Here is a 25,166-nt window from a genome sequence, read left to right as displayed (position 1 = left end):
CCCCTGTTCTGGTGAATTATTTACCCAGTATTTCAGCTTCTAACGTATCGAAATTAACCCCATTATTGCTGCAGCAATCCGCTAATTTCCCGTCAATTGCGACTGTTGGGACCGATTGAACCCCATACTCCTTAGCCTTATCTTCACATTCGTTGGTGTCACATTTCTTATTCAAATCATATACCACCACTTCATGCTCAGCACTATATTGCGTAAGGTCTTTGACTTGTTTTACAGTCCTTTCACAGATAGGGCAACCTGACGTAAATACTTCAACTAATTTTTCAGCCATCTTCGATCTCTCCTTTAGAAAGGTTTTTAATGATTGGACATTGGTCTTTAGGAGTACCTGAACCCGGACATTTTGCTGCTAACTCTCCTAATAACGATTTCATGTGGTTAAAATCGTGGATTTTTTTCTCGATTTCTTGGATTTTATTCATCGCAAATTCGTATACTTCTTCTGAATGAAAGTCTTCATTATTAGAAGCTAATAACAGCTTTTTTATTTCTTCAAGCGTAAACCCAACATCTTGTGCACGTTTAATAAATTGGAGGTCTTTAATAACGCCTTGCGGAAACTTCCGGTATCCAGATTCCGTCCGAGGAGGTTCAGAAATAAGTCCACGTTTTTCATAATATCTCACTGTCTCAATATTAACGTTAGAGCGTTTTGCTATTTGACTTATCGTCAGACCATTCATGTCCTTTCCCTCCTCAGTTATCATTATAGAGTCTGTACCCAACTACAGGGTCAAGAGCTTTTTAAAAATAGAACGATTCAACTCATATACATGACAATACATGATAATTTAAAAATATAGTAAGTAGTGTTCATATAACTTTCATGAACTTATCATGATGTTTTAGCAAATTGTTGAATACGGTGACCAATTTCATCACGTACTCGTTGGAATGCAGCCCACTTCTCTTTATCTAATCCTTCAGCTTTTGCCGGATCATCAAAACCCCAATGTTCACGGCGAATATGTGGCGGTGTCATCGGACAACGATCCGCCGCATCGCCGCAAAGGGTCACAATCATATCAACGTCATTCCATAAGTCCGTATCAATGACGTCTGATGTTTGATTAGAAATATCAATATTGACTTCGCTCATGACTTTTACTGCATTTTCATTTAAACCATGAGCTTCGACACCTGCACTGTATACATTCCATTCCTTACCTAAATAATGTTTGGCCCATCCTTCGGCCATTTGGCTGCGGCATGAGTTCCCTGTACAAATAAAATAGATCGTTTTTTTCGACATGATGGATTCTCTCCTTTTCTTTAACTAATGATCATTAACCAGAGATAGAGGACGAGCAACGTAATAAATAAGACGGGTAATGTAATAACAATGCCTGTCTTAAAATACGTCCACCAAGATATTTTCACGCCTTTTTGCGTAAGGACGTGTAGCCACAATAACGTTGCCAACGAACCAATCGGCGTAATTTTTGGCCCTAAGTCAGAACCGACCACATTGGCATAAACCATGGCTTCTTTCATCAATCCAGTTGCAGCTGTCGTATCAATCGCGATGGCATTGATCATGACCGTTGGCATATTATTCATTATGGAAGACAGAATAGCTGCTAAAAAGCCCATGCCCATGGTTGCCGCAAAAACACCTTGTTCAGCAACATATTCAAGTCCTGAAGCTAGAACATCCGTTAAGCCGACATTTTGCAGACCAAACACAACGACATACATCCCAACCGAGAAAAAGACAATGTTCCATGGTGCACCTTTGAGGACGGAGCGTGTAGCGACAGCAGGGCTCTTGCTGGCAATCCCCAAAAAGATAAGGGCAATCATTCCCGCAACAATAGATACAGGAATATGTAGGAACTCACTAACGAGATATCCAATTAATAATACTGCTAAAACAAACCACGAGATCCGGAACATTTTTTCATCTTTAATGGCTGTTACAGGCTTTTGCAGTTTTTCATAATCGTATCGTTTCGGAATGCTCTTTCTAAAGTATAGATACAAAACAAGAATACTGGCCACTAATGAAAAGAAATTAGGAACAATCATCCATGTTGCATATTCAATAAATCCAATCCCAAAGAAGTCCGCCGAAACAATGTTGACTAAGTTACTTACAATCAACGGTAGCGAGGTGGAATCGGCAATAAATCCACTCGCAATAATAAATGGGAACACCATCGTTTCGTTAAAATTCAAGGAGCGAACCATGGCTAAAACGATAGGCGTTAGAATTAAAGCCGCACCGTCATTAGCGAAAAATGCAGCGACGATGGAACCTAAGATACAGACATAGACAAACATAAGCACTGCATTTCCTTTGGCCGCACGAGTCATATGTAATGCCGACCATTCGAAAAAGCCTATCTCATCTAAAATCAAAGAAATAATGATAACAGCGACAAACGTTAAGGTGGCATTCCAAACAATGCTTGTTACTTCAAGGACATCGCCAAAGAAACAACACCGAGAAGTAGTGCAACAATGGCACCACCACAGGCAGACCAACCAATATTAAGGTTTTTAGGCTGCCAGATGACCAAAACGAGCGTAATGATAAATATGCAGATGCTAAAATGATTGAAATCAATGTATGCATTCTCCCTTACTATATCAAGTGTTTCTTTCTCTAAGAGTATGGTATATACCCTATTAAAGGCAGCCAGTGGCCGCCTTCATGATTACATAAAAGTTGCATGGGAAATTAACCTGCGCAACATGGATCTTCAGTTTCTACTACGTTATCCTTTGTATAAAAATATTCCCACTCGTCCCATCAGGATCCGTAACCCAAAACTTATCTTGGAGAGCCTAGCAACATGTTGTATCCATTTCTTCTCGAGCAAAGAACCCAACTTTTTCAAGCCTTTCTTTATGTTTGGTCACTTCATCTTTGCTCTCCAATTGTACGCCTAAATGGTTAATATGATTTCCTTCCACTTGTTCTGTTGGTGTTAAAGTTAAGTTCAAATTTGGATCAGCCGTTAGGAACTTAATATAATCGTGTTTTTCCTTTGCAGGCGTAACGCCAAGCATATTTTCATAAAAGGCTTTACTCTTCTCTAAATCTCTCACGTTTAACCCAATGTGCACGTTGGTCATACATACCTCTCCTATATAATCAATTTTATTTGATTTATTGTGTTCAAAAAGTTACTAACACTTATTGAATCCAGGTTTAAACACACAACATAATTCATCTGAGAGTACCCGATCCATTTCACCTTCATTAATCTCATAATAACTCCATATCCCTTTGGTTTCCCTAACCAAAAGGTTAGCATCCATCAGTATTTTTAGATGGTAAGATAGCTTCGATTGACTCATATCTAACTCTTCTGTCAGGTCACAGACACAAGTTTTTCCTCTTCTACTCAACAGATGAAGTAAATGCAATCGTTTTTTATCAGCTAACGCCTTAAACGTGTGTTCATATTTCTCTAAAGTATTAATGGAGAGTTCATCAACAGGTGATACTACCTTCAAAGTCATTCACTCCTTTCATCAAATCTTGTTGATTAATGGAATAGTACCATAAGTGCTAACAATATATCAAATTAATTTGATATATTCCCTTTTCTTCAACAATCGTGTAGCGAGATATTTCTATTTAGCAAATGCCCGATTGCGATAAGGTGTAAGCAAAGCTTCGCGACTCTATTTTAAACATCGCATCTTTTACCCAGTGAAGAACTAAATTAACAATAAACATTAGCGGCACAAATTTGGCACCAAAACATTCGAAACTGGATCTTTTTTTGGCACAATACGATTTTTGTTGTTTTTAAGAGGTCCAAAAATATCCCCCTATATCAAGGGTTAATGCTGCTTTTATAGTGATAAGGTAAAATGCTCAAAAACGATTTTAAACCCCTTCCCATCAATGGTAAGGATGAGGTCGCCGGTTCGAGTCCGGCAGGAAGCTCCAGTCATATCAAGGTTTTCAGCTTTTCCTCATGTTTGCATTATGAATTGCAGTGACGGGACAGTGACGACATGACCCGCTCACCCTTACCTTTTCACGCATTAAAGAAGTTCGAGAAACGTTCCGCAGAATCTTGATGCACCTGTGGGCGGACATGCGAATAAATGTCCATAGTCGTTTCAGCTTTAACGTGCCCTAAACGTTGCTGAACGATTTTTACGTGTTCGTTCATTTCTAGCATTAAAGTAGCGTGCGTGTGCCTTAATTCATGAAACGTGATCTGTTTGACTTCAGCACGTTCACAAATGCGTTGCATCGCTCGTCGTACGTTTCGTTTCATCATATAACCGCCTTGTAAGTTTGCAACAACAACATCGGATTTCGGCGTTTGTTTCTCTTTATATAGCTTTAAATATTCTGCTTGTTGATCGGAAATCGGGATGTCTCGTCGAGAGGATTCCGTTTTTAGTCGACCTAATTCTTTTTCCTGTTCATGATAAGCCTCATAAACATATAAGGTATTATTGTTAAAGTCGATGTTTTTCCATCGCAAACCGAGAACTTCCGAGAAGCGCAAGCCAAACTGTAAGGCAAGCCAAAATGCCATATAACTATGATATTCCTGCGCAACAGATAAAAAGCTGTGGCATTCTTCTTTCGTCCACGTGGTTTTTTCTTTATAATCAGGTTGTGGCTTTTGAACGCCATCCAATGGGTTCGCTTTCAATTCATTCCATAGAAGCATCATTTTATAGATTTGATTCATCAACGTATACATCTTGATGATGGTGGCATTTGCCAACTCTTTTTCTTTTTGCACGAAAAATTTTTGAATTTCAATGGATTTGATGCTTACCATCTCTCGAAAACCGAACACTGGTTCAATATGATTTTTAAAATAGGACTCTGCACCTTGAAGAGCGATTGTTCCTAAACGTTTCGGCGCAACCAACGTCATGTAATCATCGAAGCCATCTTTTAATGTTTTTCGAGACTCTTCAAGATGGTTGCCTGTGAGTAAATCCCTCTTTTGTTCCGCTTCATCTAAATCAGCTTCTTTCTTTGAGTGTCTTCTTGCCCCAATGTAGCGCCTGCCTTTATAGTAGACATTGGAACGATACGCTACGACTATTCCGTTTTCTTTAATCTTTTCTATTGACATGTTTTCCTTCAATCCTTTCAAATTAAAGGAGAACAGCTACATACACTACTAGAATAGCAAACTGTTCCCCTATATTCAATTCTTATTCGTTCGGTTGTTCCTGAATCCATTGCTTTAGAAACTCGTTCGTCTCCGCAACAGGGAATACCCACTTACGGCCGACATAAGAGCGAGGCCATAGGTGCACTTTCCATCACCGAATTTCTCTTCGATGGCATTTCGTACTGGGGCAACCTGCTTCTCGATTTGCAATTTGTTGATTTCGACAGCTTTTGAGCTTCTCGGTGTCGTATAAACGCTACTATCCATGCCTAATAAACCGAGGATATGTTCCAGTTGAGGGCTCATGATTGTTCGGCAATATCCGTCGCAAGTGAGCCTCATCTTCATCATAACAATGTCAACAGTGTCCAAGCAGTACACTTGGGAGATTGTATTAAAATGTAGGCTCATCCACGTGAGATTAACGGGGGATTGCACCCCCTGGATGGCTTGCAAACAAACCTCTTAAAGCCGAATGATGGGCATCCAAGGCTCGTGCTAGCGCATCATCATTGAGCTCGCTGGCTTGGACACCCGGACCAAAAAGTAATTCGACATCTTGGTTTTCATAGAATTCTTCGACCTTAAACAAAGGTTTTCGATCGGATAATTGGTTGATAATCAAAGCAGCGATCCGTGTCCCAACAGACACGTTGCAATCTTTCCCTTTCACCGGAGATAGCCTATCAACCCGCTCGATCAGGCCCATCTCTTCGATCAATTGCCGAATAGGATGGAACCTATTCGTATCGGTTGAAATGCTGGTATGTTTTTCATAGTGTCGGTCAAAGGGATCATCTCATCATTTGGCTCCCTTAACCTTTGATACAATATAGGTCGGTGAAATTCCTGTTAAAAATTCAAATATATGCTCAAATGGGCGCAGAATGTGGGTTTTAAAACTTACCCAACAATATTTTCATTAATGAATTTTTTTGTCTTTATTTCTGATATTAGAACACCTAATAATACTAATGCTATACCAGTTAATTGAACAAGAGTAATTGATTCTCCAAAATACCAAGCAAATATTAACCCAACTACTGGGATAAGATTCACATAAACACCTGCTACACTTGCATTAACGTATTTTAATGCATAATTCCACAAAAAAAGGGTAGCTGCAGAACCAATAACACCTAAATAAATCAAAATAATCCACTCATTAATAGTAATTATAGGCAAACCAATTAAAAGTGTCTCTATTGCTACGAATGGGATTAAAAATAATAGCCCTGAAACAAAACCACTAATGGTTGTTACTACTGCTGAATATTGATTTTTTCTTATTAATTTTCCAATTACGGTATATAACCCATAGGATATAACACTTGTTATTATTAATATATTACCAAAGAGGTCACCGGATTCTGGAACAACACTACTGACTAAAATCACACCAAATATAGATAAGATAATTCCTATTACTTTTTTTGGTGATAATTTTTCCTTCAAAATTATAAATGCAAGAATTGCAGTTACCGCAGGAATCCCTGCTTGTATTAGTGATGCATTTCCCGCACTAGTATATAATAAGCCTAAATTCTGTAATCCGAAATAACATGTTATACCAGTAAATCCAAATACAATAAAGAACTTTTTAAATACCATCTTTAATCGGAACCCTTGATAATAAGCTAAAGGCAGAAGTGCAATTACCCCAATTGAAAACCTTAAAGCTGTAACTGTCAAAGCCCCTGTATTGTCTAAAAGAGGTTGAGTAGCAACAAACGTTGAACCCCAAATGATTGTGGCACAAATTAAAGCTATTACTCCTACATAGTTATATTTTCTATATAAATTTATTTTTTTCACCACCTATTTCTTGATTATTAGAGAGAGACTGAGAACTGTTTCTTTAAGATCAATCGCTCTTTTTACTGTTTTATGGTCTGGAAAGGAAGTTCATCCAAATATCTATGACAGCATTGCTACTAGTCTCAAACAGATGTGTAACTTAAGCCACTTATCAATCATATATTTAGGGGTTACTGAATAAACTTCCATTCAGTCAATCACTTTTGGGGCTGTCTGTTGAATATTGAACTTCTGTATCTAAAACACGAAAAAAGAATACTCTCGAAGGGCTTTCGAGAAATTCATGACGAGCATTTAAGAGAAATCACTGTTTCACTGGTGTTTCGAAGGCATGCTCGAATAAGACCGAGGCCATAGGTGCGCTTGCCTTCACCGAATTTCACTTCGATGGCATTTCGTTCTGCAGCATCCTACTTCTCGACCTGCTTTTGCTCTTTGGATTCTTGTTTGGGTGGGCGTCCCAGCTTAAAGCCCGTGAGGCGAATTCCACGTTCCTTGCAGTAGTTTCGATTTTGACGCATGAAATAAACCTTGTTCGCTAAAACAGGTTCGGGATAGACACTCGTGGGCTGCAAATAGGTTTCCACAGCGCCTGAAAGATCAATGGCTTCGTGAATACGCATCCCACTGTAAGTTGTCAAGAAATGCCCATCCGTCTACCAAGCTCATGGACAATCTGGCCCCAAACTCTACGTTCGCATGGGCTCCCCCCCGAACAATAGGCCGAACACGGGGTTGGTGAATGCTAACGATCCGACCGTCAATGCGGTTGGTCTTCGTTTCAAATATAAGTTTTTGTTGGCAGTTCCTGAATCACAAGAAATTCATGGTACTGTTTGTTACTTAGTCGTTCGAGCCCAGATTGACGTGACAGGATCTCCCTTCTGGTTTCCGAAAAGTGGTTCGTGCAGCACGTCGATCATTGCTTCCAGCTTTTCTCGGATTCATTCAAAAGAATTAAGTCCGTTGGGAATGCGATATCTGCAGGCGCACAAGTTGCATCGATCAGAAGCTTTCCAGCGAAAATCCTTGTTATAAAGGGGTTTATATTTATTCAGTAGCACCTATTTAACGACCATTTTACGAACTATAAACTACAAAATCGGTGGTTGATGGGATCCAACCCTATGCTAATTTTCTTTCAGTAATATTTCCGTGTCAGATCATATAATCTGTAGGAAGCTGTCTGTTCTTTATAAGTTGTTCGAGAGATGTATAGCGAATTGCCTCTGAATACAGAACATTCCATCCTGCTCGTTGTAATAGGTCCCGAATCTGACCTTTCAAGTGAACAAGCCATATATCGACATTGTCCTGGTGATTATATTCTTGGATAAGCCGCTCTAATGTTTCTATTCCCATCGTATCAATGTCGTTCACGCCAGCCATGTCAATCACGATATCAAATGGCTGTTTTTGTTTTTCTTTAATTTTTTCTATTTTGTTTTCTAATATTTTTTCGATATATTCGGCGTTGGAGAATTGAATCCTTGCATCGATACGTAAAAGAATCATATGTGGGTCTCGAATTGCATTTGGGAATCGTTGAAGGTTTCGATATCTCCCGCTCTTTTTATCCCAACCTAGTTCAACAACGTGTGGGTTCGTCAAACGATTGATGAGTAAACATAAGGACACAACAACACCGATTAGGAGCCCCCATTGAAAACCGATCACTAAGGTAGCTGCAAAGGTCACGATCCAAACCCATCCATCCTCTCGTTTGACACGAAAAGCATATTTCAAGGGACGGACATTAATTAATCCGGCAACAGCAGATAGAATAATAGCCGCCAGCACTGCATGCGGTAAATAATAAAATAATGGCGTTAAAAACAACAAAGTTAACAGGATACCGATAGCCGTGACTACCGCTGATACTTGGGAAACAGACCCGGTTCGGTGGTTCACAGCGCTCCGGGAAAAGCTACCTGTCACTGTATAAGCGGAAAACAACGAGCCAACGATATTGGATAGACCTATCGCACGAAGTTCTTTATTAACGTTTAAAGGAGGGCTATCTTTTTTTGCTAATGTTTTTGTAATCGATAAAGATTCCATCATGGCAATTAAAGCAATGGTTAAAGCTGTTGGGACTAATGTTTGCATCGCAGATAAATCTATGTTTGGGATAGAAAGACTAGGGAACCCTGTAGGCACCTCTCCGACGATACTTACGCCTGCATCATCCAAGCGAAAATAAGCGACAAAAAGAATGCTTAACGTAACAACAATCAAAGGAAGAGGCAAACACTTTGTGGCTTTGAATTTTGGTAAACCTATTAATATAGCTAAACTAATCATTCCAATTATCAGGGTTGGGAGATGGATATTTGCTATATTTTCAAAGAGACTGGTTAAAATCGGGATAATTTGATTCCCGCTGGGCAAGTCAATGCCAAAAAAGTTGCCAAGCTGACTTAATCCGATCGTGATAGCAACGGCGGACGTAAAGCCGCTTATCACATTTGGTGAGACAAATTTAATAAGAGCTCCCGCGTTAATAGCACCTAAAATAAGCTGCATAACGCCGACCATGAGTGTTAATAAAAGCACTAAGGCTATATAGTCTGAACTTTGGGGTTCTGCGTAAAGTGATACACCGGAAAAAACTAAAATCGAAGCCATGGCTACAGGCCCCACGGCAAGGTGCCGAGAAGACCCGAACAATGCATAGACGATGAGTGGAAGGGTGGAAGCATACAATCCCATCACCGGAGGAAGACCCGCCAATAAGGCATAAGCCATCCCCTGAGGCACAAGCATGATAAATACTGTTAAACCAGCTAATACATCACTTTTAAAAAAACCAATATCGTAGTTTTTCGGTAGGTTCAATAATGATATGAAATTACGATACATTATAGCGTCTTTTCTCCTAGGTTATTCTTTTTAATATGTTTCATACTGTCACACATTTATTATAAAATACTTTTAATCAAAATAGATTAATGTTTGTGATTAAAGATAAATGTAAACAGTACCAATCCTCCCCTCAAATGTAATTGAACGAAAGATTCTAACAAAATGGAGCTGCTTTGGATACGACAAAGCGCCTATGATAAGGACGAGTGTTCGATGTTTATAATCCAAAAGCGAAGAAAATACTTAAAAGCTGTAGGCAAACAGCTTACGTATCTGAACTCGGAGTCGAGAGTGTTAGGTTTCTCTTCTCTCAAAGAAAAACCCACCCTTTTTTGTCTCAACAATTTATCCAAACTATTTTACGTCATCAACTGTTCCCGATTTTTTAGTCACTACCGAGTGACGATAGTAATAAAGTACAGTCATTATGAATAAAAAGATTAATAGTAATACCCCTATAATCGGATAAACATAATAAACATATATAGCATATCCAATACTTAATAAACCGCCAATTAAGATCGAAGGATATAAAATCCAAGAAGGAAAGTGAAACATAGCGTACTTATATTCTTCGGTTTTAGTTAGTCTTAGCGATGCAACTCCAGTAATGAAAACACTTACCGGTATCCCCGCTACAATCATGTGCATGAAGATTTCTTGGGATAAACCAGTTAATAATAATATTAATACCATTAAACCAACAAATATCAGAGCATTTGTAGGGGTATCATATTTTCTGTTCGTATAACCAAAGAAATCCGGAAGAAGTTTTTGTTGTCCCAAGGTCTGTAGTTCAGTTGCAACAACGGCAATCCCTGTATTTAGCGTCGTAGCAATGGCTAACAATCCAGAAATCCCAATGAATAAAGATAAAGATGCAGGAAGATATAATGAAGCGATATCAGGGATAGCCGTTGAAGACTGACTGATCATTTCGCTAGGAGCGACCATGGTTGCTGTAAAAGCTATACCCGCAAATAGAATTATTACTCCTAAAATACCGACTCCCATAGCTATCGGTGTATTCCGTTTCGGATTCTTGATTTTTCCACCTAGGGAAGACAAAAGTACAAATGTTCCATAACTTATAAAAGCGGTAACCGAGGCACCAAAAAGTGCACTACCACCCCCGGGCAAGAACTCATTATTTACTTCTAATCCTAACCCATAAATTAATCCGGGGAAGATAAAAATTAGAAGGGCTATCAATATTAGCAATACCATTATGTTTTGTATTCTTGAAACTATGCGTATTCCGAAATAATTTATCACAAAAAATAATAGGAGTACACCAACTGCAGAAATTACTATTGGAATACTTGGAAAATAAAGGCTAAAATATTGCGCGAAGCCAATAGCAAGCATAGCCACCCCCCCAGTTACACCAAATATAAGAAACAAGCTGGACATAAATCCTGCGTATTTTCCCAGTAATCGTTTTGCAAAATAATAAGTACCTCCAGAATTAGGAAATGTTGCATTTAATTGTATATAATAAATACCGCTAAACACAGCGGGTAAAGCGGCGATTACAAAGGCTAAAAACATCCCAGACCCTAAACCTTCAACTATATCAGGTAATAGAATATAGATAGCAGCGCCAAGCAATGAACCGAGCATAACTGATGTTGCACTAAACAATCCCATTTTGCCAGAATTATCTATATTTTTGGATTTCATTTTATATCCTCCTTACATACCGTTTTTAAACAAAATTTTAGAATGAATTCTTCGAGAATTTAATCTAAAGCATTATTGCCCAATTATCATCCATTTGTTTCAACCTTAAAAAATGAGTGAGAAGATCAGAACATTCTCACATTATCAGCACTCTAGAAGTTTCCTGTATCTATATTCCCACCATTTCTTTCTATAAATGGTTTAAGAATTCGGGAAGGAAAGCCCTCCCCGATATATTTTTTAATTGACCGCTTTCTTTGACAACTCAAGTGTCTGAAGATCTTTTCCAAGAATTAGCTCTCCATCATAAACACGTTTAACTTCGTGTTCGATATGCTCTTCATCAATGCTAGGCAGAAAATGCGTTAATAGAAGACGGTCTGAATTAGACTGCTTTGCTGTTTCTGCTGCCTGTGCAGGTGTGCAGTGTTCTTTTTTTAGTTTTTCCCAGGCAGTGTCTAAAACCGAATTATCTTTTTTTTCTTTTGTTGTAATTACACAGTCATGTATCAGTAAATCTGCATTCTTTGACAACATCGTTAACTCATTTGTCGGTGATGTGTCTCCAGAGAACACAACAACAGTGTCATCAATATCAAAACGATATGCATAAGTCGTTACGTTATGAATCATCGGCGCAGCCGTTACTTTTGCAGGTATATCCCCCGAAGGAATATCCCCAGCCTCTTCTATTTCATGTATTTTCACATCATGAATACCACTAGATGGAATTCCTAAAGATGTTCGATAATTGATGTCATCCTTATACATTTCTAGAACAGTTTCATGAAACTGTTTGATACCTTTTGGCCCCGTAACTGATAGCTCACGTCGGCCTAAATGCCAACCGCCAATTAAAAATTGGAGGTATCCCATAGTATGATCTGAATGAAGGTGAGTAAACCATAAGTGAGATACATTCTGAGGTTCTATCCCTACTTTTTGTAGTTGTGAAGTCGTTTCCTGTCCACAGTCTATTAATATATTCATGTCATCAATTTGAAGCAACTGAGCGGAAGCCGCTCTATTTAAGTCTGGAAAAGGTGAACCCGTTCCTAGCATGGTTACTGTAATTTGTTTCATTAAATTTCCTCCCGGTTGCTTTTTAAAATGTAGTAGAATTTTTTAATATATACATTTTGAGATATCTTGTCCTTGTAAACAATAAACCCTAATTCCACAGATAGCTGCTCTAAAACCCTTTAATTATTTTTCGAGAGCAGTGACTCCATGATCCTTTATCTCTGTTAAAAAATCCCCACAGAAACTTTTGGAAACATCTGTCACGAGCCACTCAACTCCCTCAAAAAAAGCTTGAATAAGCAGTATGGTAAAAATATAGGCATTACTGTAAAGCTATACAGACATTTTTAGCTTCTGTAAAAAATTCAAGACTGTGGTGGCCTCCTTCACGTCCAATTCCGCTCTTTTTGAAACCTCCGAATGGCACACGCAGGTCACGAACAAACCAGCAGTTTACCCAAATTGTACCTGCACGAACAGCATGAGATATTCGGTGAGCACGCTGTAAATTTTCTGTCCAAACAACACCATTTAATCCATAATCTGTATCATTCGCAATATCAAGAGCCTCTTCCTCTGTGTCAAATGGAAGGATCGTAACAACTGGCCCAAAAATCTCTTCCTGACAAATACGGGCCTTCGGATTATCATGTACATATATAGTAGGTTCAAGATAGTAACCATTACTTAAATACTCTGGAAGGTCTGGACGCCCCCCGCCATAAATAAGCTCTGCCCCTTCTTCTTTCGCAATCTCTAGGTAGCTTTTTACCTTATGGTGATGTTCCTTACTTACCAATGGTCCCATATTTGTGCCTTTTTCCTGCGGGTCTCCTACCTTCAAATCCATAGCAGCTTTCTTGAACTTCTCAAGAAATTCATCAAGAACGGAACGCTGCACCAAAATTCTCGAACCAGCAAGGCATACTTGACCTGAATTCATAAATGCTGCACGTATAGAACTTGGTACAGCTTTATCAATATTTGCATCTTCAAAAATAATATTTGCTGCTTTCCCGCCCAATTCAAATGATACTTCCTTCAACGTGTCTGCTCCACCTTTTAAAATATGTTTCCCGGTAGCTGTCGACCCTGTGAAGGAAACTAAATCCACCTCTGGATGGGTCGTTAAAGCCGTCCCGACAGTGCCTCCCTGTCCTTGAACAATATTTACTACTCCATCAGGAATTCCTGCTTCCTTAGCAATTTCTCCCAATAATGAAACTGATAAAGGTGTATTTTCAGCTGGTTTAATCACAGCCGTATTCCCTGCTGCAAGACAAGGTCCCAGCTTCCATGTTGTCAGCATAAATGGCACATTCCATGGAGTAATGATCGCTGCAACACCAACCGGCTCATACCTTGTATAGTTGATGTATTCTTCTCCCATTGGGTATGTTTCGCCGCCTTGCTTTTCAACAAAGTCAGCAAAAAATTTGATATTGTTTGCTGCACGCGCCACTTCGTGGCCAACGGTAGCCTCATACGGTTTTCCAACATCCATCGCATCATAATGTGCAATTTCTTCTTTTCTTTCTAAAATGATTTCCGCCATTCTTCTTAGTTTTACACTGCGTTCTTCCACAGTCATAGTTCTCCAGGGGCCGTTTTCAAATGATTCCCTGGCTGTTTGACAGGCTCGGTCTACATCTTCATTTGTAGCTTCACTAACACGAGTGATTACTTCTTGTGTAGCTGGATTCTTTGCTTCGAATGTTGCATTGTCACTGGAATTTAAATATTCACCATTAATATATAGTCCAATTTCCTTCACGTTTGTTTTTGTTCCGGTCATTTAGTTGTCCCTCCGTCCCTTTACTGATTCACCAGCAATTCCCCAGTGTTCGGGTTTCAGTTCATTTATTAACACCCGAACATTTTGTACAGGAGAATCCATCACTTCAGAAGCGGTAGCAGTAATTTCTTTAATTAACTGTTCTTTTTTTTCGGCAGATCGTCCTTCAAGTATATTGATTTGAATAAATGGCATTAGAATTACCCCTTTCGCAAGAGTACTTATTCGGTAAACGTAATCTCCACTGAACCTAATCTATCAAAACTTACTGAAAAGTGGTCACCTGGTTCAATTGTTTCCGCAGCTAATATGGAACCACTTAGTACGATTTCTCCGGTTTGAATGCTTTGTCCAACTTTATATAATTTGTTAGCTAGCCAGGAAATTGCTCTTGCCGGATGTCCCATTACATTTGCAGCTGTAGCAGTCGACATAATCTCTCCGTTCTTTTTTAATACCATGCCAGTCAGCCTTAAGTCCAGGTCATCAAGTCTTTGAAACCTTTCCCCAATCATGAATAACGAAGAGGAGGAATTATCAGAAACTGCATCCGGAAGTGTAAAACTGAAACCATGAAATCTGCTATCAATAATTTCCAATGCCGGCATGACATACGAAGTTGCTTCCATAACCTCAGCAACAGTCACGGCTGGTCCTTTTATTTCTTTATTGAAAATGAAAGCTATTTCTGGCTCTATTTTTGCATGAATAGATCCTGAAAGCGAAATAGGATCTCCTTCATATTTCTGCATACTTTCTAATAGCACACCATATGACGGCTCATGGACACCCATCATGTTCTGTTTGGCCTTGCTAGTCAACCCGAGTTTATGACCAACCCTTTTCGTATTTTCTCTACTGCTTTTAATTTCAATCAACTTTTCCTGTACTTTATAAGCCGAGGCCTCATCCAACTGTGGATATTTGTCTACAAAATTATTAACTGGATTTTTTTGTCTTTCACTTTCATATAACTCAACAGCGATTTGATTAATATCATCTGTTCCCAACAATATTTATCACCTTACTTATCTTTATTATTCAAAAGAGGCAGATATGGAACCCAAATGGGCGAAATCAGCGGTAAACGTATCATTTGCTGCAATTGCTACTGCGCTTGTCAGTGCTCCTGATAGTATAATTTCCCCTGCTTTTAATGACACGTTGTACTTTCTTAATGAATTCGCTAACCACGCCACTGAACGAAGTGGATTTCCTAGTACAGTCGCTCCTGTAGCAGAGTCTAATAATTCACCATTTTTATACGCAACCATACCCAAATGAATGAGATCCAATTCTTCAATTTGAGTAGGTTTTGTACCAATAATGGCTGCAGCAGAAGACCCGTTATCTGCCACTGTATCTTCAAATTTAATCTTCCAATCCTCAATACGGCTGTCAATCACTTCAATAGCAGGTACAATAAAGTCAGTTGCTTCTATCACATCAAAAGTTGTAATATTTTCCTTGTCCAAATCTTTTTTCAACATAAACGCGATCTCAAACTCTGCCTTTGGCTGAATAAATTGACCAATTGAGATTGTTTCACCCTCAACGAACATCATGTCATCCAATAGATGTCCATAATCCGGCTTATCTACACCAAACATATCTTGGATCGCTTTACTGGTTGCTCCAATTTTTTTTCCAACAATAACCGCTCCATCCCTCTCTTTTTGTCGAATGGTCTTCAGTTGTGTATGATAAGCCTGATCCACTGTCAAATCAGAATGAGAATCGGTTAAAGGTTTGATTGCTTTTTTAGTACGTTCTGAATGGAGAAGTTTTAATGATGCCTCCTGTGTATCCACTTCTCTTTCACTCCTTTTTATACCTTTCTAGACATACCATAATTACTCCCAAACGCATACGTTGAAGTTTAATATCCGAGTCATACCTTAAGGTCTTTTTTCTCAGCTAGTTCAACTGCCACATCTAAAATCCAGTCTTCTTGCCCGGCTATAGCTTGTCGTTTCCCCAATTCCTCCATAATTTCTGAAGGATTTACTCCGAATTTTTCTGCAGCATGCCTGACATGTAAGAGAAAGCTGTTGTAAACACCTGCATATCCACTAGATAAATTATCTCTGTCAATGATGATTGGTGCTGACATCAATGGAGCTACTATCTCTTCCGCTACATCCATTAAAATGGAAAGATTGATCCCCGTGTCTATGTCCATCTTTTTTAAGGTTGCTACCAGCACTTCAGTTGGTGTATTGCCAGCGCCTGCACCAAGTCCTCTTAATGTCCCATCGATTTGGTCTGCTCCTTCTTCATACGCAGCCACAGAATTGCCGATAGATAAGCCTAGATTATTATGTGCGTGAAAACCAACCTCAATTGATAAAGCCTCTTTTAAGGCGGAAACTCTCTCCCTAACGCCTGTCGGAACAAGGGCTCCTGCAGAATCCACAATGTAGACACAATCAGCCCCATATGATTCCATCATTTTTGCCTGTTCAGCAAGAACATTTGCACCCTGCGTATGGGACATCATCAAAAAACCAACAGCCTCAATTCCCAGTGCCTTCGCCAATTCAAAATACTGTTCGGTTACATCAGCTTCTGTACAATGCACTGCAATACGAATGGCTCCTATCCCAATGTCCACTGCCTTTCGTAATTCTTCACTGGTCCCAATACCAGGTACAAATAATGAAGCAATTTTTGCGTGATTTGTTGATTCCACGGCTGTCTTAATCAGATCAAATTCTGGATGTGTGGAAAAACCTTGTTGAATGGTAGAGCCAGCTAGTCCGGCCCCATGACTAACTTCTATGACAGGAACACGGGCTTCATCTAGTTTGCTGACAACGCTCCTGATAACTTCCGGCGAATAATTATGACTTACAGCGTGGGAACCATCACGCAGTGTGGTATCAGTTAATCTCGGTATCTTCATTGGTTGACCCCCTTAACTCCCATAAGGTGCCGGGCGTACATGTCCCCGACTTTGCTAGCCGAAGCCGTCATGATGTCCAGATTACCTGCATAGGTTGGAAAAAAGTCACCTGATCCTTCGACCTCATTCATAATCACCACAGCCGGCCATTCTCCCCATGGCGTCTTACGATAATCAACAAAAGGCTTTCCCTTTAGTCGATAACCTGGTACATAATCGGACACTTCCTGCACCATTTTTTCAATAGAAGATATCACAGCCTCTTCATCGACTTCCTCTTTAATCACAGCATAAACCGTGTTGGTCATTTTAATTGGCGGTTCGGCTGGATTAAATACCGGAATGGCTCGACTCATTTTCGCGCCACCTACATTACGAATAGCGTTTGCCGTTGTACGTGTGAATTCGTCTACATTTTGCCTTGTACCCGGCCCAATAGCTTTACTTGCTGCTGTAGATATTACCTCTACATAATGAACCGGTGCTATACGGCCAACCGCGTGAACAAGAGGAGTCATTGCTTGCCCACCACAAGAAACCATATTTACATTCATTGCATTCATATGTTCCTCAAGGTTAACTGGCGGCACTACATGAGGGCCTATGGCAGCCGGTGTAAGGTCGATTGCCATTTTCTCCGCTGAACGCAGTGCTTCGGCATTGTTATAATGTGCTTTTGCACTGGTGGCATCAAAAACAATTTTGATTTCCGGATCTTCCAAAATTGCGTTTATCCCTTCGTCACTGGCACGAATCCCCATCTCTCGAGCTCTGGCAAGGCCTTCTGATTTGGAATCAATTCCTGCCAATAAGGATATTTCAAGGTTTTCCTGATTTTTCTGCGCTTTGTACATTAAGTCTGTGCCAATATTTCCGGATCCTAAAATAGCTCCTTTGATCTTGGCCATCTTGATTTACCATCCTCTCTGTTGTTACTGAATCAAACATTTTGTGTTTTCGTAACAGGGGTACCTTGTGTCCACCAGGAGTCAGGGAATGCTGTCCCTATCCAAGTATCTCCATAACCTGGTACATCTTTCATATCCCATATAACCGGCTTCCAATCAGGGTCAAAGATGAGATAGCCAGCATCTCCGAATAACTCAACCCGATTGCCACCAGGCTCATACACATACATACAGAATGCTTGGCTGATGCCATGTTTATTCGGCGGAACCTCTATGAAAATATCATTTTCTTTGAATACATCAGCAATGTCGTAAAGATTTTGCGGAATACCATACCAGTAACAAAGATGATGTAATTTCCCCGGCACCTGATTTGGCTCTGGCATAATAGCAATTTCATGCATGAGATTGGATACACTGAGCCAGCTTCCAATCAGGTTTCCCTCATCTTCAATCCCCTCTCTTAAGCGAAATCCTAGATTGTCTATCATAAATTGAGCATCCTTCTGTGGGTTGGAACTCATTAAATTAATGTGATCCAACCGGCGTACCGGAACTCCACGCTCTGGGCGTTTCGAAGGTCGGTTCAACAGTTTTGAGCGGTACGCATCATCACATTGATAATACTCAACATCCCAAAAAAGCTCCATTAACTGGCCATCAGGTAGCGTGAATTGATAAGCTTCTCCATGTCCAATATCCCCTTCAATCCATCCTCTTCCCATTCCGGTTTCCTTTATTGCCTCAACTCGACGTTGCAATGCCTGGGGAGACAACGTACGCCAACCTGCATGTCCTAAGCCTGCCTCCTTTGCCTCTGTCACCTTTAAAGAATTGTGATACGGTTCCTCATAAGCTCTTAAATATGCAGATTGGCCAGATCGAGCTGTCACTTCCATCGCCAGGAATCTTTCGAAAAATTCTACAGTTTCCTCCGGCTTAGGAGAATAGATTTCCACATGCGCCAGTTGCGCTACATCAAAAATCGGCTCTTGATAATTATTCATTTTAATTCCTTCCTCCCATTTTTAGAATTCACATTTAGAACTATCCGCTTGACTCAATAAACAAGTTTTTAAATACTTCCATTTCATTTGTTATCGCTTTCATTTTGTTTTCTAAATATAAGTGTAAACGATAGGTGACCTTCTAAAAAGACCGTTGTCCCTCTATAGTAAACGATGAATAAATTTTTATGTTTTTATTACTTAAGGGAAAAGAATGAAAACAATATGAACAGAAAATTTTCGCTCATAATTACGCAGTGATACTGAAGAAGACTGTTCTATATAAATTGTAAAACGATTTTAGTAATAATGGCGAAGTCTTAAAGGGAACCTAATCTTGTTTCCTGTGGGTTGAGATAATGAAAAGTAGACAATCATTGGACAAACCTAATCCTGCGATTCAAGAAATCAAAGATGCTATGAAAAAGACAAAAGATAAACGAATGTATGAACGCTACAAACTCGGGTTGAACAGTCGCTAGGCAAATAAAATCCCGCAAATGGGCATAGTAATGCCGGTTTGCAGGATTTTTGGACATAGGTGGCGTGCAATTAGGTTTTAGCCTGGATGTCGAAGACCTTGGGAGGGGCCTCAATCCCTAGTGTGCGTAATGTTTGACGTGGTTCATGAAGTGAGTTCTATGCGCTGCTGAAAGTCTCCTTTTTTAGAAGAATAATAGCCAAAATGCATCTGCTCCATGGCCTTTCGGATTGTTCACCGCCTAGGCCAAACAACCGTAGGTCTCGTGATCATTATCTAGGTTCGAAAGTTGGTAAATGACTATTAAACCACTTTAAGTGGAATAGTTCCGAGTGTACCAAAGTCTGCTTCAATTAGATCTTTCTTCTCTAGGTCAATAGCGCGGGTCATCCCTCCTGATATAATGATGTCACCTGTGTGAAACCTTCTACCATGTTCATGTAAAGTGTTTATCAGCCAAACAATAGCATCGGCGGGATTTCCTAATACGTCAGTGCCTGAACCCCTTTGTACCAACTCACCGTTTTTCTTCAAACTGACTCTTAATTCAGGCAGGTCGACATCAATCGCACCGAACTTTTCTTTTCCTGTAATCACCCTTGATCCTGAATTATTGTCAGAAATTACATCGACCATTGTAAATTTGTAATTCAAATAACGACTGTCCACCACTTCCAAAATAGGAAGAATATAATTGGTGGCTGCTAAAACATCTCCTCTTGTAATACCTGGACCAGATAAATCTTGTTTGAGGACAAAAGCAATTTCCGCTTCCAACTTTGGATGAATAAATTTATCAAGGGTTAATTGTTCCCCATCTTTCATTAACATGTAATCGAATAAAAGACCGAATATTGGCTCGTCTATACCCATTTGCATCTGCATTACCCTGCTGGTATACCCCAGTTTATATCCTACAACCTTGTGACCCAGCTCCTCCTTCATTGAGACCAGCCTTTCCATAATATCATAAGCATTATGAACATCCATATCTGGGTAATTTAAGGAAGGCCTTTCAATAGCATACCGCTGCTGTTCCGATTTCAATAAATTAGTTGCAAGTTCATCAATCCAATTTAATTTCATACATGTCACGACCGCCTTTCTATAAGTTAGGGTTGCGTACTTTCACCTTCAATCACTACTTTACTGGCTCCCTGGGGTGGTTTATGAGGTGTGCACCACATATAGATAGTATTCTTGTAAATGATTACTTCCATACCATATAACACTTTTCTCTGGAAGACTGTGAAAAACCAAACATTTTTCAACCCACTAGAAATAAACGAGAAATGAGAGGGGATTGTTATTCATCCCCATTTCCTGTTTGTAAGCATTCCAATTCCATAGTTACTGTCTTGGGTCTGGATCTCTGGGTCTGTTACCCTAGTACCGGCATAATTTCTTATTGCTTTGGACGATCGCTATACAGTGCTTGTTCTTGCATACAATCCATCCCCCCTACTCAGGGCCAGCTCGTTTACCTTTTGTTTAAAAATAGGCCTGCCCATCTCCATCCTTTACAATAATCGCTTTGCTTTAGTGAAGTTACTTTTCTATAAATAGCTCTTATGAACTGAAACTATGTGATAATATAACCATGGTGGCTTCTTATGATTCGGTAATTTTTAACGTATGATGGTAAAAATCAATACGCTCTAAAATAATCTTGCTACTCCAAATTCCTGTAGAACTGGTTAACACCTTGCCTGGCTATAACCCGAGATAATCTCTGTAGCTGGGCACAGAGAAGACTCAATGCAAACCCTAGATAGTTTGGGGATGGCGGAGCCTTAGCGTGAGTCCGGCAAGGTTTTGCCCTGCTGCGGATCCTCATACTGGCTGATATCGCCCGATTCGGAAAAGGTGGAAACTGGTCAGCAGCGTTCAACGATTATGGGCTACAAAATTATCAACATCCCGATACTTGGTACGCAAGTCATGAGGTTTTAACACGGGCTTGGTTCTCTCTTTTCCCCTTTAACGTTCACGGCTTACTGAATTGACCGAAGATACCGATCATCTTTTCTGCGAACAAATGCCCTTGTTACAAAAACATACTTAGATTCATTGTTCCTAAAACACTTTGATCGAGATAGATTGTCCGTGATACAATTTTCCATTCACCGTTTCTCCTTCTTAATATGTCATTCCGCTCTCCAAATAATTCTTCAAATATTTTAGATGGTTCCTTGAACCGTTTATATAGAAAATTGCTATTTACATGGTGCTTTTCATAATCATTTTTTATATCTACAGACTTACAAAGTGCCTTTGTAATGGCCCTGAAAATTCAGACCATGCGGATGAAGTAGTATCCAATCGCTTGATTCTTGTCTCTAGAGATTTCTTCGTGTCTTTAAAATACGTTGAAATCTCGTCAATATTTGGCATATCATGTTTTCCTTCTTTTGTAACTCTCGCAGGCATCCGATAGACAAGATCATCATCTAGTATTTCTAACCACTCTGAATATCTTCTATGATCCAACAAATATGCCTCGTGGTACAAAAAATTCGTTATTTCAAATTGAGTCTCTATTTTTGCTGGAAGTAAACTTGATACTTTTCCAACCATTAGTATACCTCCTCTTTAGTTTCCTCTAAAAGAAGTTCTATCCATTTTCTTTGCATGCTTCGAGATAACTCATCGAGAAAGCAGAGCGGATAAGCAGTCCCAGGGCCAGGAAAGTTATCTAGGGGCTCTACACGCTCTAGCCCCATCAGGTAATTAAGCATACTATTGTAGCTTAAATCCTTACTTTGAGCCATGATTCCATTACTTGCTTGGGCAACTCTACTCCAAATCTCTGAATCATCCTGTTCTAAAATTCCAGACGGGCCAAAGGTTCCTAAATAAGATTTATAAGATTTTACTTTGTATTCTTTTGACGCTTCTTTATCAATTAGATGCCAACTCCAAACTTCTACTTTGTCAGGAGCTATTGGCCTCCATACCCTTAAGTTTAAAAAATTGTACAACGCACCATCATCTGCATCTAGTAATGGTAAACTAAAATTCAAAATCCCAAGATTAGGATAAGCACCACCTACAAAGAATCCGTTTTTCAAAATATCATTTTGCTCATTAGTTAAATTGCTTTGAAACATCGGCCACATCGACTCCAGGCGTTCCCTGATATGGGACAGGAGATTCTCCAGTATCATCCAACTGAACTATATTTATACCATGACCATTTTCCAAAACGACTTGTCTTCCATGTCATGGAAAGAAGGGATCATTTGGGGCGATACCCATTTCCTTGGCAGACTTATGAGCAAATTGAACATGATATGGATCCAGCCTCAAAATTTTCAGCTGTTACTTTCCAGTTTGCTTCCACCACTCAACGTTGTGGAGCCTCTTGCACTTCCATACCACTATCACTTCGACCTAGCATAATATCCAAATACCATTTCATGTCACCTAAATTCTCGCTTAATGACTCCGCATTCGGATCTAGATTTCCAAATATCATACCTTGGTAGCTATCTACTTTTGGAATTGAATGAAGATTCCATTCATCTTTGTCCATTTCCTCACCGAAAACTTTGTTACCAAGGGCAATTCCAATTAGCTTCCCTTAATTACTAAAGGTCCAACCGTGATATGGACAGGTAAATGCTTTTTGTTTCCCAGAGTCGGCAGAACATAATAACGTTCCTCTATGAGTACAAGAGTTAAGAAATGCTTTAATCTCACCCGATTTTGTTTTAGTAATCAAAATTGGATCATGTGCAATCCATCTCGTAATAAAACACCCAGGTTCCTTTAATTCTGATTCATGGGCTAAAAATTGCCATGTACGTCCAAAAATCTGCTTATTTCTAAATCATACATTTCACGATCAGCTAATGTCCATTGTGGTGATAGGCCTTTTGATAACTTTTCTTTCAGTTCTAAGAGTGTTTTTTTATCAATTGACAAATGTTTTTCCTCCCTTATTATTTATTAAATTATTCATCGAACTGTATCGATTGTGGATTCAAGTTCCCTCTTGTTCTTCAGAATTACAATCATCAGTATGATTTTGAAGGTTCATGGATAGTTTCAGGAGTTCCACGGTTTCACCAAGATTCAGGAAACACTGCACCAATCCACGTATCTCCATAGCCAGGTACGTCTTTCATATTCCAAATAACTGATTCCCCATGCAGGATCTAATATAAGATAGCCTGCATCACCAAATAATCCAATCCGGTTACCCCCAAAGTTACCTAAGCCGAATTTGTCATGCACTATTTCGATTGTACTAGCTTACACAAACTTCTTGACGGTGGTTACGGCTTTTTGGTTGAATGAATCGATCTATAGTCGTTCTTGCATGGTATTTTTAATCTTGTTAATGAAAACGCTTATATTAAACCTGCAGGAGCGAAAGTAAAACTACATCATTTATGTTACTGGTACGGTATTCCGCAAAACTTGTTTGATTTGGCAGATTCATTGAAAAACGAAAAATTTGTAAAGTTCCAAACTTGGCATTAGTCAAGCATTTTGTATGAAGGTACTAATGAATTACAGAAAGTAATTATTGCTAGGCAAGCTTTTGGAAAGGAATATACAGGCTGAAGGAATCCCAAAATGATCTAAAGCTGATTGGGCCATACCAACACCCGTTGACGCAATTCCAATTTTCCCATAAGTCAGTGTTGCTAGTGCTATTCGTAGTCCCTTGCCCACATTACCTAAACGATTCTCATCACCGATTTCCACATTTTCAAAGTATATATCAGCAGTTAATTGGCCTTTGTTGCCGATTTTCTATCGGGTTCTCCAACTTTTACTCCTGGACCATCTAAGTTTACTACAAACTCGGTTATGCTATTATCTGTTCGGCATAATAAGACAACATAGTCTGCAACAGGTGAATTACTGATAAAGCGTTTTCTACCATTGATAATCCATTTATCACCATTTCTTTCTGCCATGGTTGTAACGGTTCGAACACTTAAATCTGTACTAGCATCAGGTTCGGTCGTGGCAAAGCTCCCAATCTTTTCCCCTCTAATCAATGGTGTTAAATAATTCTTTTTTATATAATCAGAACCATAAGTAAGTGCATTTCCTCATAACATGCATTGAACATCGTAAATTGCCGCTAAACTATTGCTTGCATATGCTAATTCTTCCTTGGTAACAATAGTGCTACTAACAGGAAACTTAAGCCCTCGCCCTCTTACTTCTTTAGGAAAGGGAATTCCAAGTATCCCCTCCCTCTTTGTAATTAAATATTCTTCCATATGCTCTTGATTTCTCATATTTTCATGCCATTAGGATTTACTAGCACCAAAGTGCGCCTTTCAATTGATGAATATTCTTCAATTGAAGGAATGATATTCCATCCAGGGGTCCATCCCTCTCGTCCAACCCCTAAAAATTAGGATAACCGTGCGCTTGCATTCGCCCACGTCATAACAAGCCCCCATGGAAAATTGTGCTTGTCTTCTGTATGTCCCAATTTTATGAGCAACTGGAATTACCTCTTCATTGACAAATTTTCTAACTTCCATTCGAATTCGTTGCGTTTATTCAGACATAATCATATCATG

27 protein-coding genes and 3 pseudogenes are annotated in these 25,166 nt (G+C 39.4%); 1 reads left to right on the top strand and 29 read right to left on the bottom strand.

The features are described from left to right. Positions 1-16: 16 nt before the first annotated feature. The 20 genes and pseudogenes from DT065_RS12780 to DT065_RS12680 all read right to left on the bottom strand — a co-directional run bounded on the left by DT065_RS12780 (position 17) and on the right by DT065_RS12680 (position 19,133). Positions 17-292, bottom strand: a complete 276-nt coding sequence (locus tag DT065_RS12780) for a thioredoxin family protein (protein ID WP_114374042.1) — start codon at positions 290-292, stop codon at positions 17-19. Further along, positions 285-704, bottom strand: coding sequence for a MerR family transcriptional regulator (locus tag DT065_RS12775; RefSeq protein ID WP_114374040.1), 420 nt, complete (start codon positions 702-704; stop codon positions 285-287). The genes DT065_RS12780 and DT065_RS12775 overlap by 8 nt, the downstream gene beginning before the upstream one ends. A 152-nt stretch (positions 705-856) precedes the next feature. Then, positions 857-1,273, bottom strand: a complete 417-nt coding sequence (gene arsC / locus DT065_RS12770; protein ID WP_114374038.1) for an arsenate reductase (thioredoxin) — start codon at positions 1,271-1,273, stop codon at positions 857-859. 20 nt (positions 1,274-1,293) lie between these two features. Beyond that, a pseudogene (locus DT065_RS12765) lies at positions 1,294-2,590 on the bottom strand (arsenic transporter). Between the two features lie 114 nt (positions 2,591-2,704). Then, positions 2,705-3,102 (bottom strand): annotated as a pseudogene (locus tag DT065_RS12760) (ArsI/CadI family heavy metal resistance metalloenzyme). 54 nt (positions 3,103-3,156) lie between these two features. Then, on the bottom strand, positions 3,157-3,486 hold the full coding sequence (locus tag DT065_RS12755; protein ID WP_418314554.1) for an ArsR/SmtB family transcription factor: 330 nt from the start codon (positions 3,484-3,486) through the stop codon (positions 3,157-3,159). Positions 3,487-4,019: 533 nt separating this feature from the next. Next, the gene (locus tag DT065_RS12750; RefSeq protein ID WP_114374034.1) at positions 4,020-5,087 is read right to left on the bottom strand and encodes a tyrosine-type recombinase/integrase; all 1,068 of its coding nucleotides are present in this window, start codon (positions 5,085-5,087) and stop codon (positions 4,020-4,022) included. Between the two features lie 417 nt (positions 5,088-5,504). After that, positions 5,505-5,918: pseudogene (locus DT065_RS12740) on the bottom strand (DUF4277 domain-containing protein); the annotation flags it as partial. A gap of 114 nt (positions 5,919-6,032) precedes the next feature. Then, complete coding sequence (locus tag DT065_RS12735) at positions 6,033-6,944, bottom strand: DMT family transporter (protein WP_160112544.1); 912 nt, start codon at positions 6,942-6,944, stop codon at positions 6,033-6,035. 413 nt (positions 6,945-7,357) lie between these two features. After that, positions 7,358-7,588, bottom strand: a complete 231-nt coding sequence (locus DT065_RS12730) for a transposase (protein ID WP_114374027.1) — start codon at positions 7,586-7,588, stop codon at positions 7,358-7,360. 517 nt (positions 7,589-8,105) lie between these two features. Continuing rightward, complete coding sequence (locus DT065_RS12725) at positions 8,106-9,809, bottom strand: SulP family inorganic anion transporter (RefSeq protein ID WP_114374025.1); 1,704 nt, start codon at positions 9,807-9,809, stop codon at positions 8,106-8,108. Between the two features lie 357 nt (positions 9,810-10,166). Then, positions 10,167-11,495 carry an APC family permease gene (locus DT065_RS12720; RefSeq protein ID WP_114374023.1) on the bottom strand — a complete coding sequence of 443 codons (1,329 nt, stop codon included), beginning with the start codon at positions 11,493-11,495 and terminating at the stop codon, positions 10,167-10,169. 240 nt (positions 11,496-11,735) lie between these two features. Next, positions 11,736-12,578 (bottom strand): MBL fold metallo-hydrolase, encoded by an 843-nt coding sequence (locus DT065_RS12715; RefSeq protein ID WP_114374022.1) that lies wholly within the window; start codon positions 12,576-12,578, stop codon positions 11,736-11,738. A 262-nt stretch (positions 12,579-12,840) separates the two neighbouring features. Beyond that, positions 12,841-14,313 (bottom strand): aldehyde dehydrogenase, encoded by a 1,473-nt coding sequence (locus DT065_RS12710; RefSeq protein ID WP_114374020.1) that lies wholly within the window; start codon positions 14,311-14,313, stop codon positions 12,841-12,843. Beyond that, positions 14,314-14,508: a 2-hydroxymuconate tautomerase gene (gene thmT, locus DT065_RS12705; RefSeq protein ID WP_114374018.1), complete on the bottom strand. Its 195-nt coding sequence runs from the start codon at positions 14,506-14,508 to the stop codon at positions 14,314-14,316. Between the two features lie 26 nt (positions 14,509-14,534). Continuing rightward, positions 14,535-15,323, bottom strand: a complete 789-nt coding sequence (locus tag DT065_RS12700) for a 2-keto-4-pentenoate hydratase (RefSeq protein ID WP_227002593.1) — start codon at positions 15,321-15,323, stop codon at positions 14,535-14,537. Positions 15,324-15,350: 27 nt separating this feature from the next. Further along, on the bottom strand, positions 15,351-16,124 hold the full coding sequence (locus tag DT065_RS12695) for a 2-keto-4-pentenoate hydratase (RefSeq protein WP_114374014.1): 774 nt from the start codon (positions 16,122-16,124) through the stop codon (positions 15,351-15,353). 80 nt (positions 16,125-16,204) lie between these two features. Beyond that, a complete protein-coding gene (gene dmpG, locus DT065_RS12690) occupies positions 16,205-17,218 on the bottom strand; it encodes a 4-hydroxy-2-oxovalerate aldolase (protein WP_114374012.1) in 1,014 nt (337 codons plus the stop codon). Further along, positions 17,215-18,126, bottom strand: a complete 912-nt coding sequence (locus tag DT065_RS12685; protein WP_114374010.1) for an acetaldehyde dehydrogenase (acetylating) — start codon at positions 18,124-18,126, stop codon at positions 17,215-17,217. Before DT065_RS12685 ends, dmpG begins: the two co-directional genes overlap by 4 nt. Positions 18,127-18,158: 32 nt before the next feature. Beyond that, positions 18,159-19,133: a catechol 2,3-dioxygenase gene (locus tag DT065_RS12680; RefSeq protein WP_114374009.1), complete on the bottom strand. Its 975-nt coding sequence runs from the start codon at positions 19,131-19,133 to the stop codon at positions 18,159-18,161. 359 nt (positions 19,134-19,492) lie between these two features. On the opposite strand from DT065_RS12680, the gene DT065_RS19610 reads away from it, so the two are divergent. After that, positions 19,493-19,615, top strand: a complete 123-nt coding sequence (locus DT065_RS19610) for a hypothetical protein (protein ID WP_257791137.1) — start codon at positions 19,493-19,495, stop codon at positions 19,613-19,615. A 302-nt stretch (positions 19,616-19,917) separates the two neighbouring features. Here the strand turns inward: DT065_RS19610 and DT065_RS12675 are convergent, their stop codons facing one another. The 9 genes from DT065_RS12675 to DT065_RS19910 all read right to left on the bottom strand — a co-directional run bounded on the left by DT065_RS12675 (position 19,918) and on the right by DT065_RS19910 (position 24,857). Next, positions 19,918-20,700 carry a 2-keto-4-pentenoate hydratase gene (locus DT065_RS12675; protein ID WP_114374007.1) on the bottom strand — a complete coding sequence of 261 codons (783 nt, stop codon included), beginning with the start codon at positions 20,698-20,700 and terminating at the stop codon, positions 19,918-19,920. Between the two features lie 961 nt (positions 20,701-21,661). Next, positions 21,662-21,865 (bottom strand): aromatic-ring-hydroxylating dioxygenase subunit beta, encoded by a 204-nt coding sequence (locus DT065_RS19540; RefSeq protein ID WP_250645675.1) that lies wholly within the window; start codon positions 21,863-21,865, stop codon positions 21,662-21,664. Positions 21,866-21,867: 2 nt separating this feature from the next. Continuing rightward, on the bottom strand, positions 21,868-22,191 hold the full coding sequence (locus tag DT065_RS19535; protein WP_250645668.1) for an aromatic-ring-hydroxylating dioxygenase subunit beta: 324 nt from the start codon (positions 22,189-22,191) through the stop codon (positions 21,868-21,870). Next, the gene (locus DT065_RS19755; protein WP_335743554.1) at positions 22,191-22,724 is read right to left on the bottom strand and encodes an SRPBCC family protein; all 534 of its coding nucleotides are present in this window, start codon (positions 22,722-22,724) and stop codon (positions 22,191-22,193) included. The genes DT065_RS19535 and DT065_RS19755 overlap by 1 nt, the downstream gene beginning before the upstream one ends. Before the next feature lie 236 nt (positions 22,725-22,960). Further along, the gene (locus tag DT065_RS19750; protein WP_335743553.1) at positions 22,961-23,149 is read right to left on the bottom strand and encodes a Rieske (2Fe-2S) protein; all 189 of its coding nucleotides are present in this window, start codon (positions 23,147-23,149) and stop codon (positions 22,961-22,963) included. 48 nt (positions 23,150-23,197) lie between these two features. Continuing rightward, positions 23,198-23,368 (bottom strand): Rieske 2Fe-2S domain-containing protein, encoded by a 171-nt coding sequence (locus DT065_RS19745; RefSeq protein ID WP_335743594.1) that lies wholly within the window; start codon positions 23,366-23,368, stop codon positions 23,198-23,200. Positions 23,369-23,403: 35 nt separating this feature from the next. Beyond that, a complete protein-coding gene (locus DT065_RS19740) occupies positions 23,404-23,541 on the bottom strand; it encodes a hypothetical protein (RefSeq protein ID WP_335743552.1) in 138 nt (45 codons plus the stop codon). Between the two features lie 812 nt (positions 23,542-24,353). Beyond that, entirely contained in the window at positions 24,354-24,629 is a 276-nt protein-coding gene (locus tag DT065_RS12660) for an acyl-CoA dehydrogenase family protein (protein WP_160112543.1), read from the bottom strand. A gap of 54 nt (positions 24,630-24,683) precedes the next feature. Next, positions 24,684-24,857 (bottom strand): acyl-CoA dehydrogenase family protein, encoded by a 174-nt coding sequence (locus tag DT065_RS19910; RefSeq protein WP_160112542.1) that lies wholly within the window; start codon positions 24,855-24,857, stop codon positions 24,684-24,686. Positions 24,858-25,166 lie beyond the last annotated feature (309 nt).

The organism is Salicibibacter kimchii, from assembly GCF_003336365.1.
In the GTDB taxonomy this organism is placed as follows: domain Bacteria; phylum Bacillota; class Bacilli; order Bacillales; family Marinococcaceae; genus Salicibibacter; species Salicibibacter kimchii.
Note: the sequence above shows the minus strand (reverse complement) of the source record. Positions and strands in the feature narration are given on the sequence as shown.

Bases quoted from the DNA above. Each gene is read 5' to 3' on its own strand.
- DT065_RS12780 (WP_114374042.1), bottom strand. From the start codon at position 292: ATGGCTGAAAAATTAGTTGAAGTATTTACGTCAGGTTGCCCTATCTGT.
- DT065_RS12775 (WP_114374040.1), bottom strand. From the start codon at position 704: ATGAATGGTCTGACGATAAGTCAAATAGCAAAACGCTCTAACGTTAAT.
- arsC (WP_114374038.1), bottom strand. From the start codon at position 1,273: ATGTCGAAAAAAACGATCTATTTTATTTGTACAGGGAACTCATGCCGC.
- DT065_RS12750 (WP_114374034.1), bottom strand. From the start codon at position 5,087: ATGTCAATAGAAAAGATTAAAGAAAACGGAATAGTCGTAGCGTATCGT.
- DT065_RS12725 (WP_114374025.1), bottom strand. From the start codon at position 9,809: ATGTATCGTAATTTCATATCATTATTGAACCTACCGAAAAACTACGAT.
- DT065_RS12720 (WP_114374023.1), bottom strand. From the start codon at position 11,495: ATGAAATCCAAAAATATAGATAATTCTGGCAAAATGGGATTGTTTAGT.
- DT065_RS12715 (WP_114374022.1), bottom strand. From the start codon at position 12,578: ATGAAACAAATTACAGTAACCATGCTAGGAACGGGTTCACCTTTTCCA.
- DT065_RS12710 (WP_114374020.1), bottom strand. From the start codon at position 14,313: ATGACCGGAACAAAAACAAACGTGAAGGAAATTGGACTATATATTAAT.
- thmT (WP_114374018.1), bottom strand. From the start codon at position 14,508: ATGCCATTTATTCAAATCAATATACTTGAAGGACGATCTGCCGAAAAA.
- dmpG (WP_114374012.1), bottom strand. From the start codon at position 17,218: ATGAAGATACCGAGATTAACTGATACCACACTGCGTGATGGTTCCCAC.
- DT065_RS12685 (WP_114374010.1), bottom strand. From the start codon at position 18,126: ATGGCCAAGATCAAAGGAGCTATTTTAGGATCCGGAAATATTGGCACA.
- DT065_RS12680 (WP_114374009.1), bottom strand. From the start codon at position 19,133: ATGAATAATTATCAAGAGCCGATTTTTGATGTAGCGCAACTGGCGCAT.
- DT065_RS19610 (WP_257791137.1), top strand. From the start codon at position 19,493: ATGAAAAGTAGACAATCATTGGACAAACCTAATCCTGCGATTCAAGAA.
- DT065_RS12675 (WP_114374007.1), bottom strand. From the start codon at position 20,700: ATGAAATTAAATTGGATTGATGAACTTGCAACTAATTTATTGAAATCG.
- DT065_RS19535 (WP_250645668.1), bottom strand. From the start codon at position 22,191: ATGGTTGGAAAAGTATCAAGTTTACTTCCAGCAAAAATAGAGACTCAA.
- DT065_RS19755 (WP_335743554.1), bottom strand. From the start codon at position 22,724: ATGTTTCAAAGCAATTTAACTAATGAGCAAAATGATATTTTGAAAAAC.
- DT065_RS19750 (WP_335743553.1), bottom strand. From the start codon at position 23,149: ATGGACAAAGATGAATGGAATCTTCATTCAATTCCAAAAGTAGATAGC.
- DT065_RS19910 (WP_160112542.1), bottom strand. From the start codon at position 24,857: ATGGAAGAATATTTAATTACAAAGAGGGAGGGGATACTTGGAATTCCC.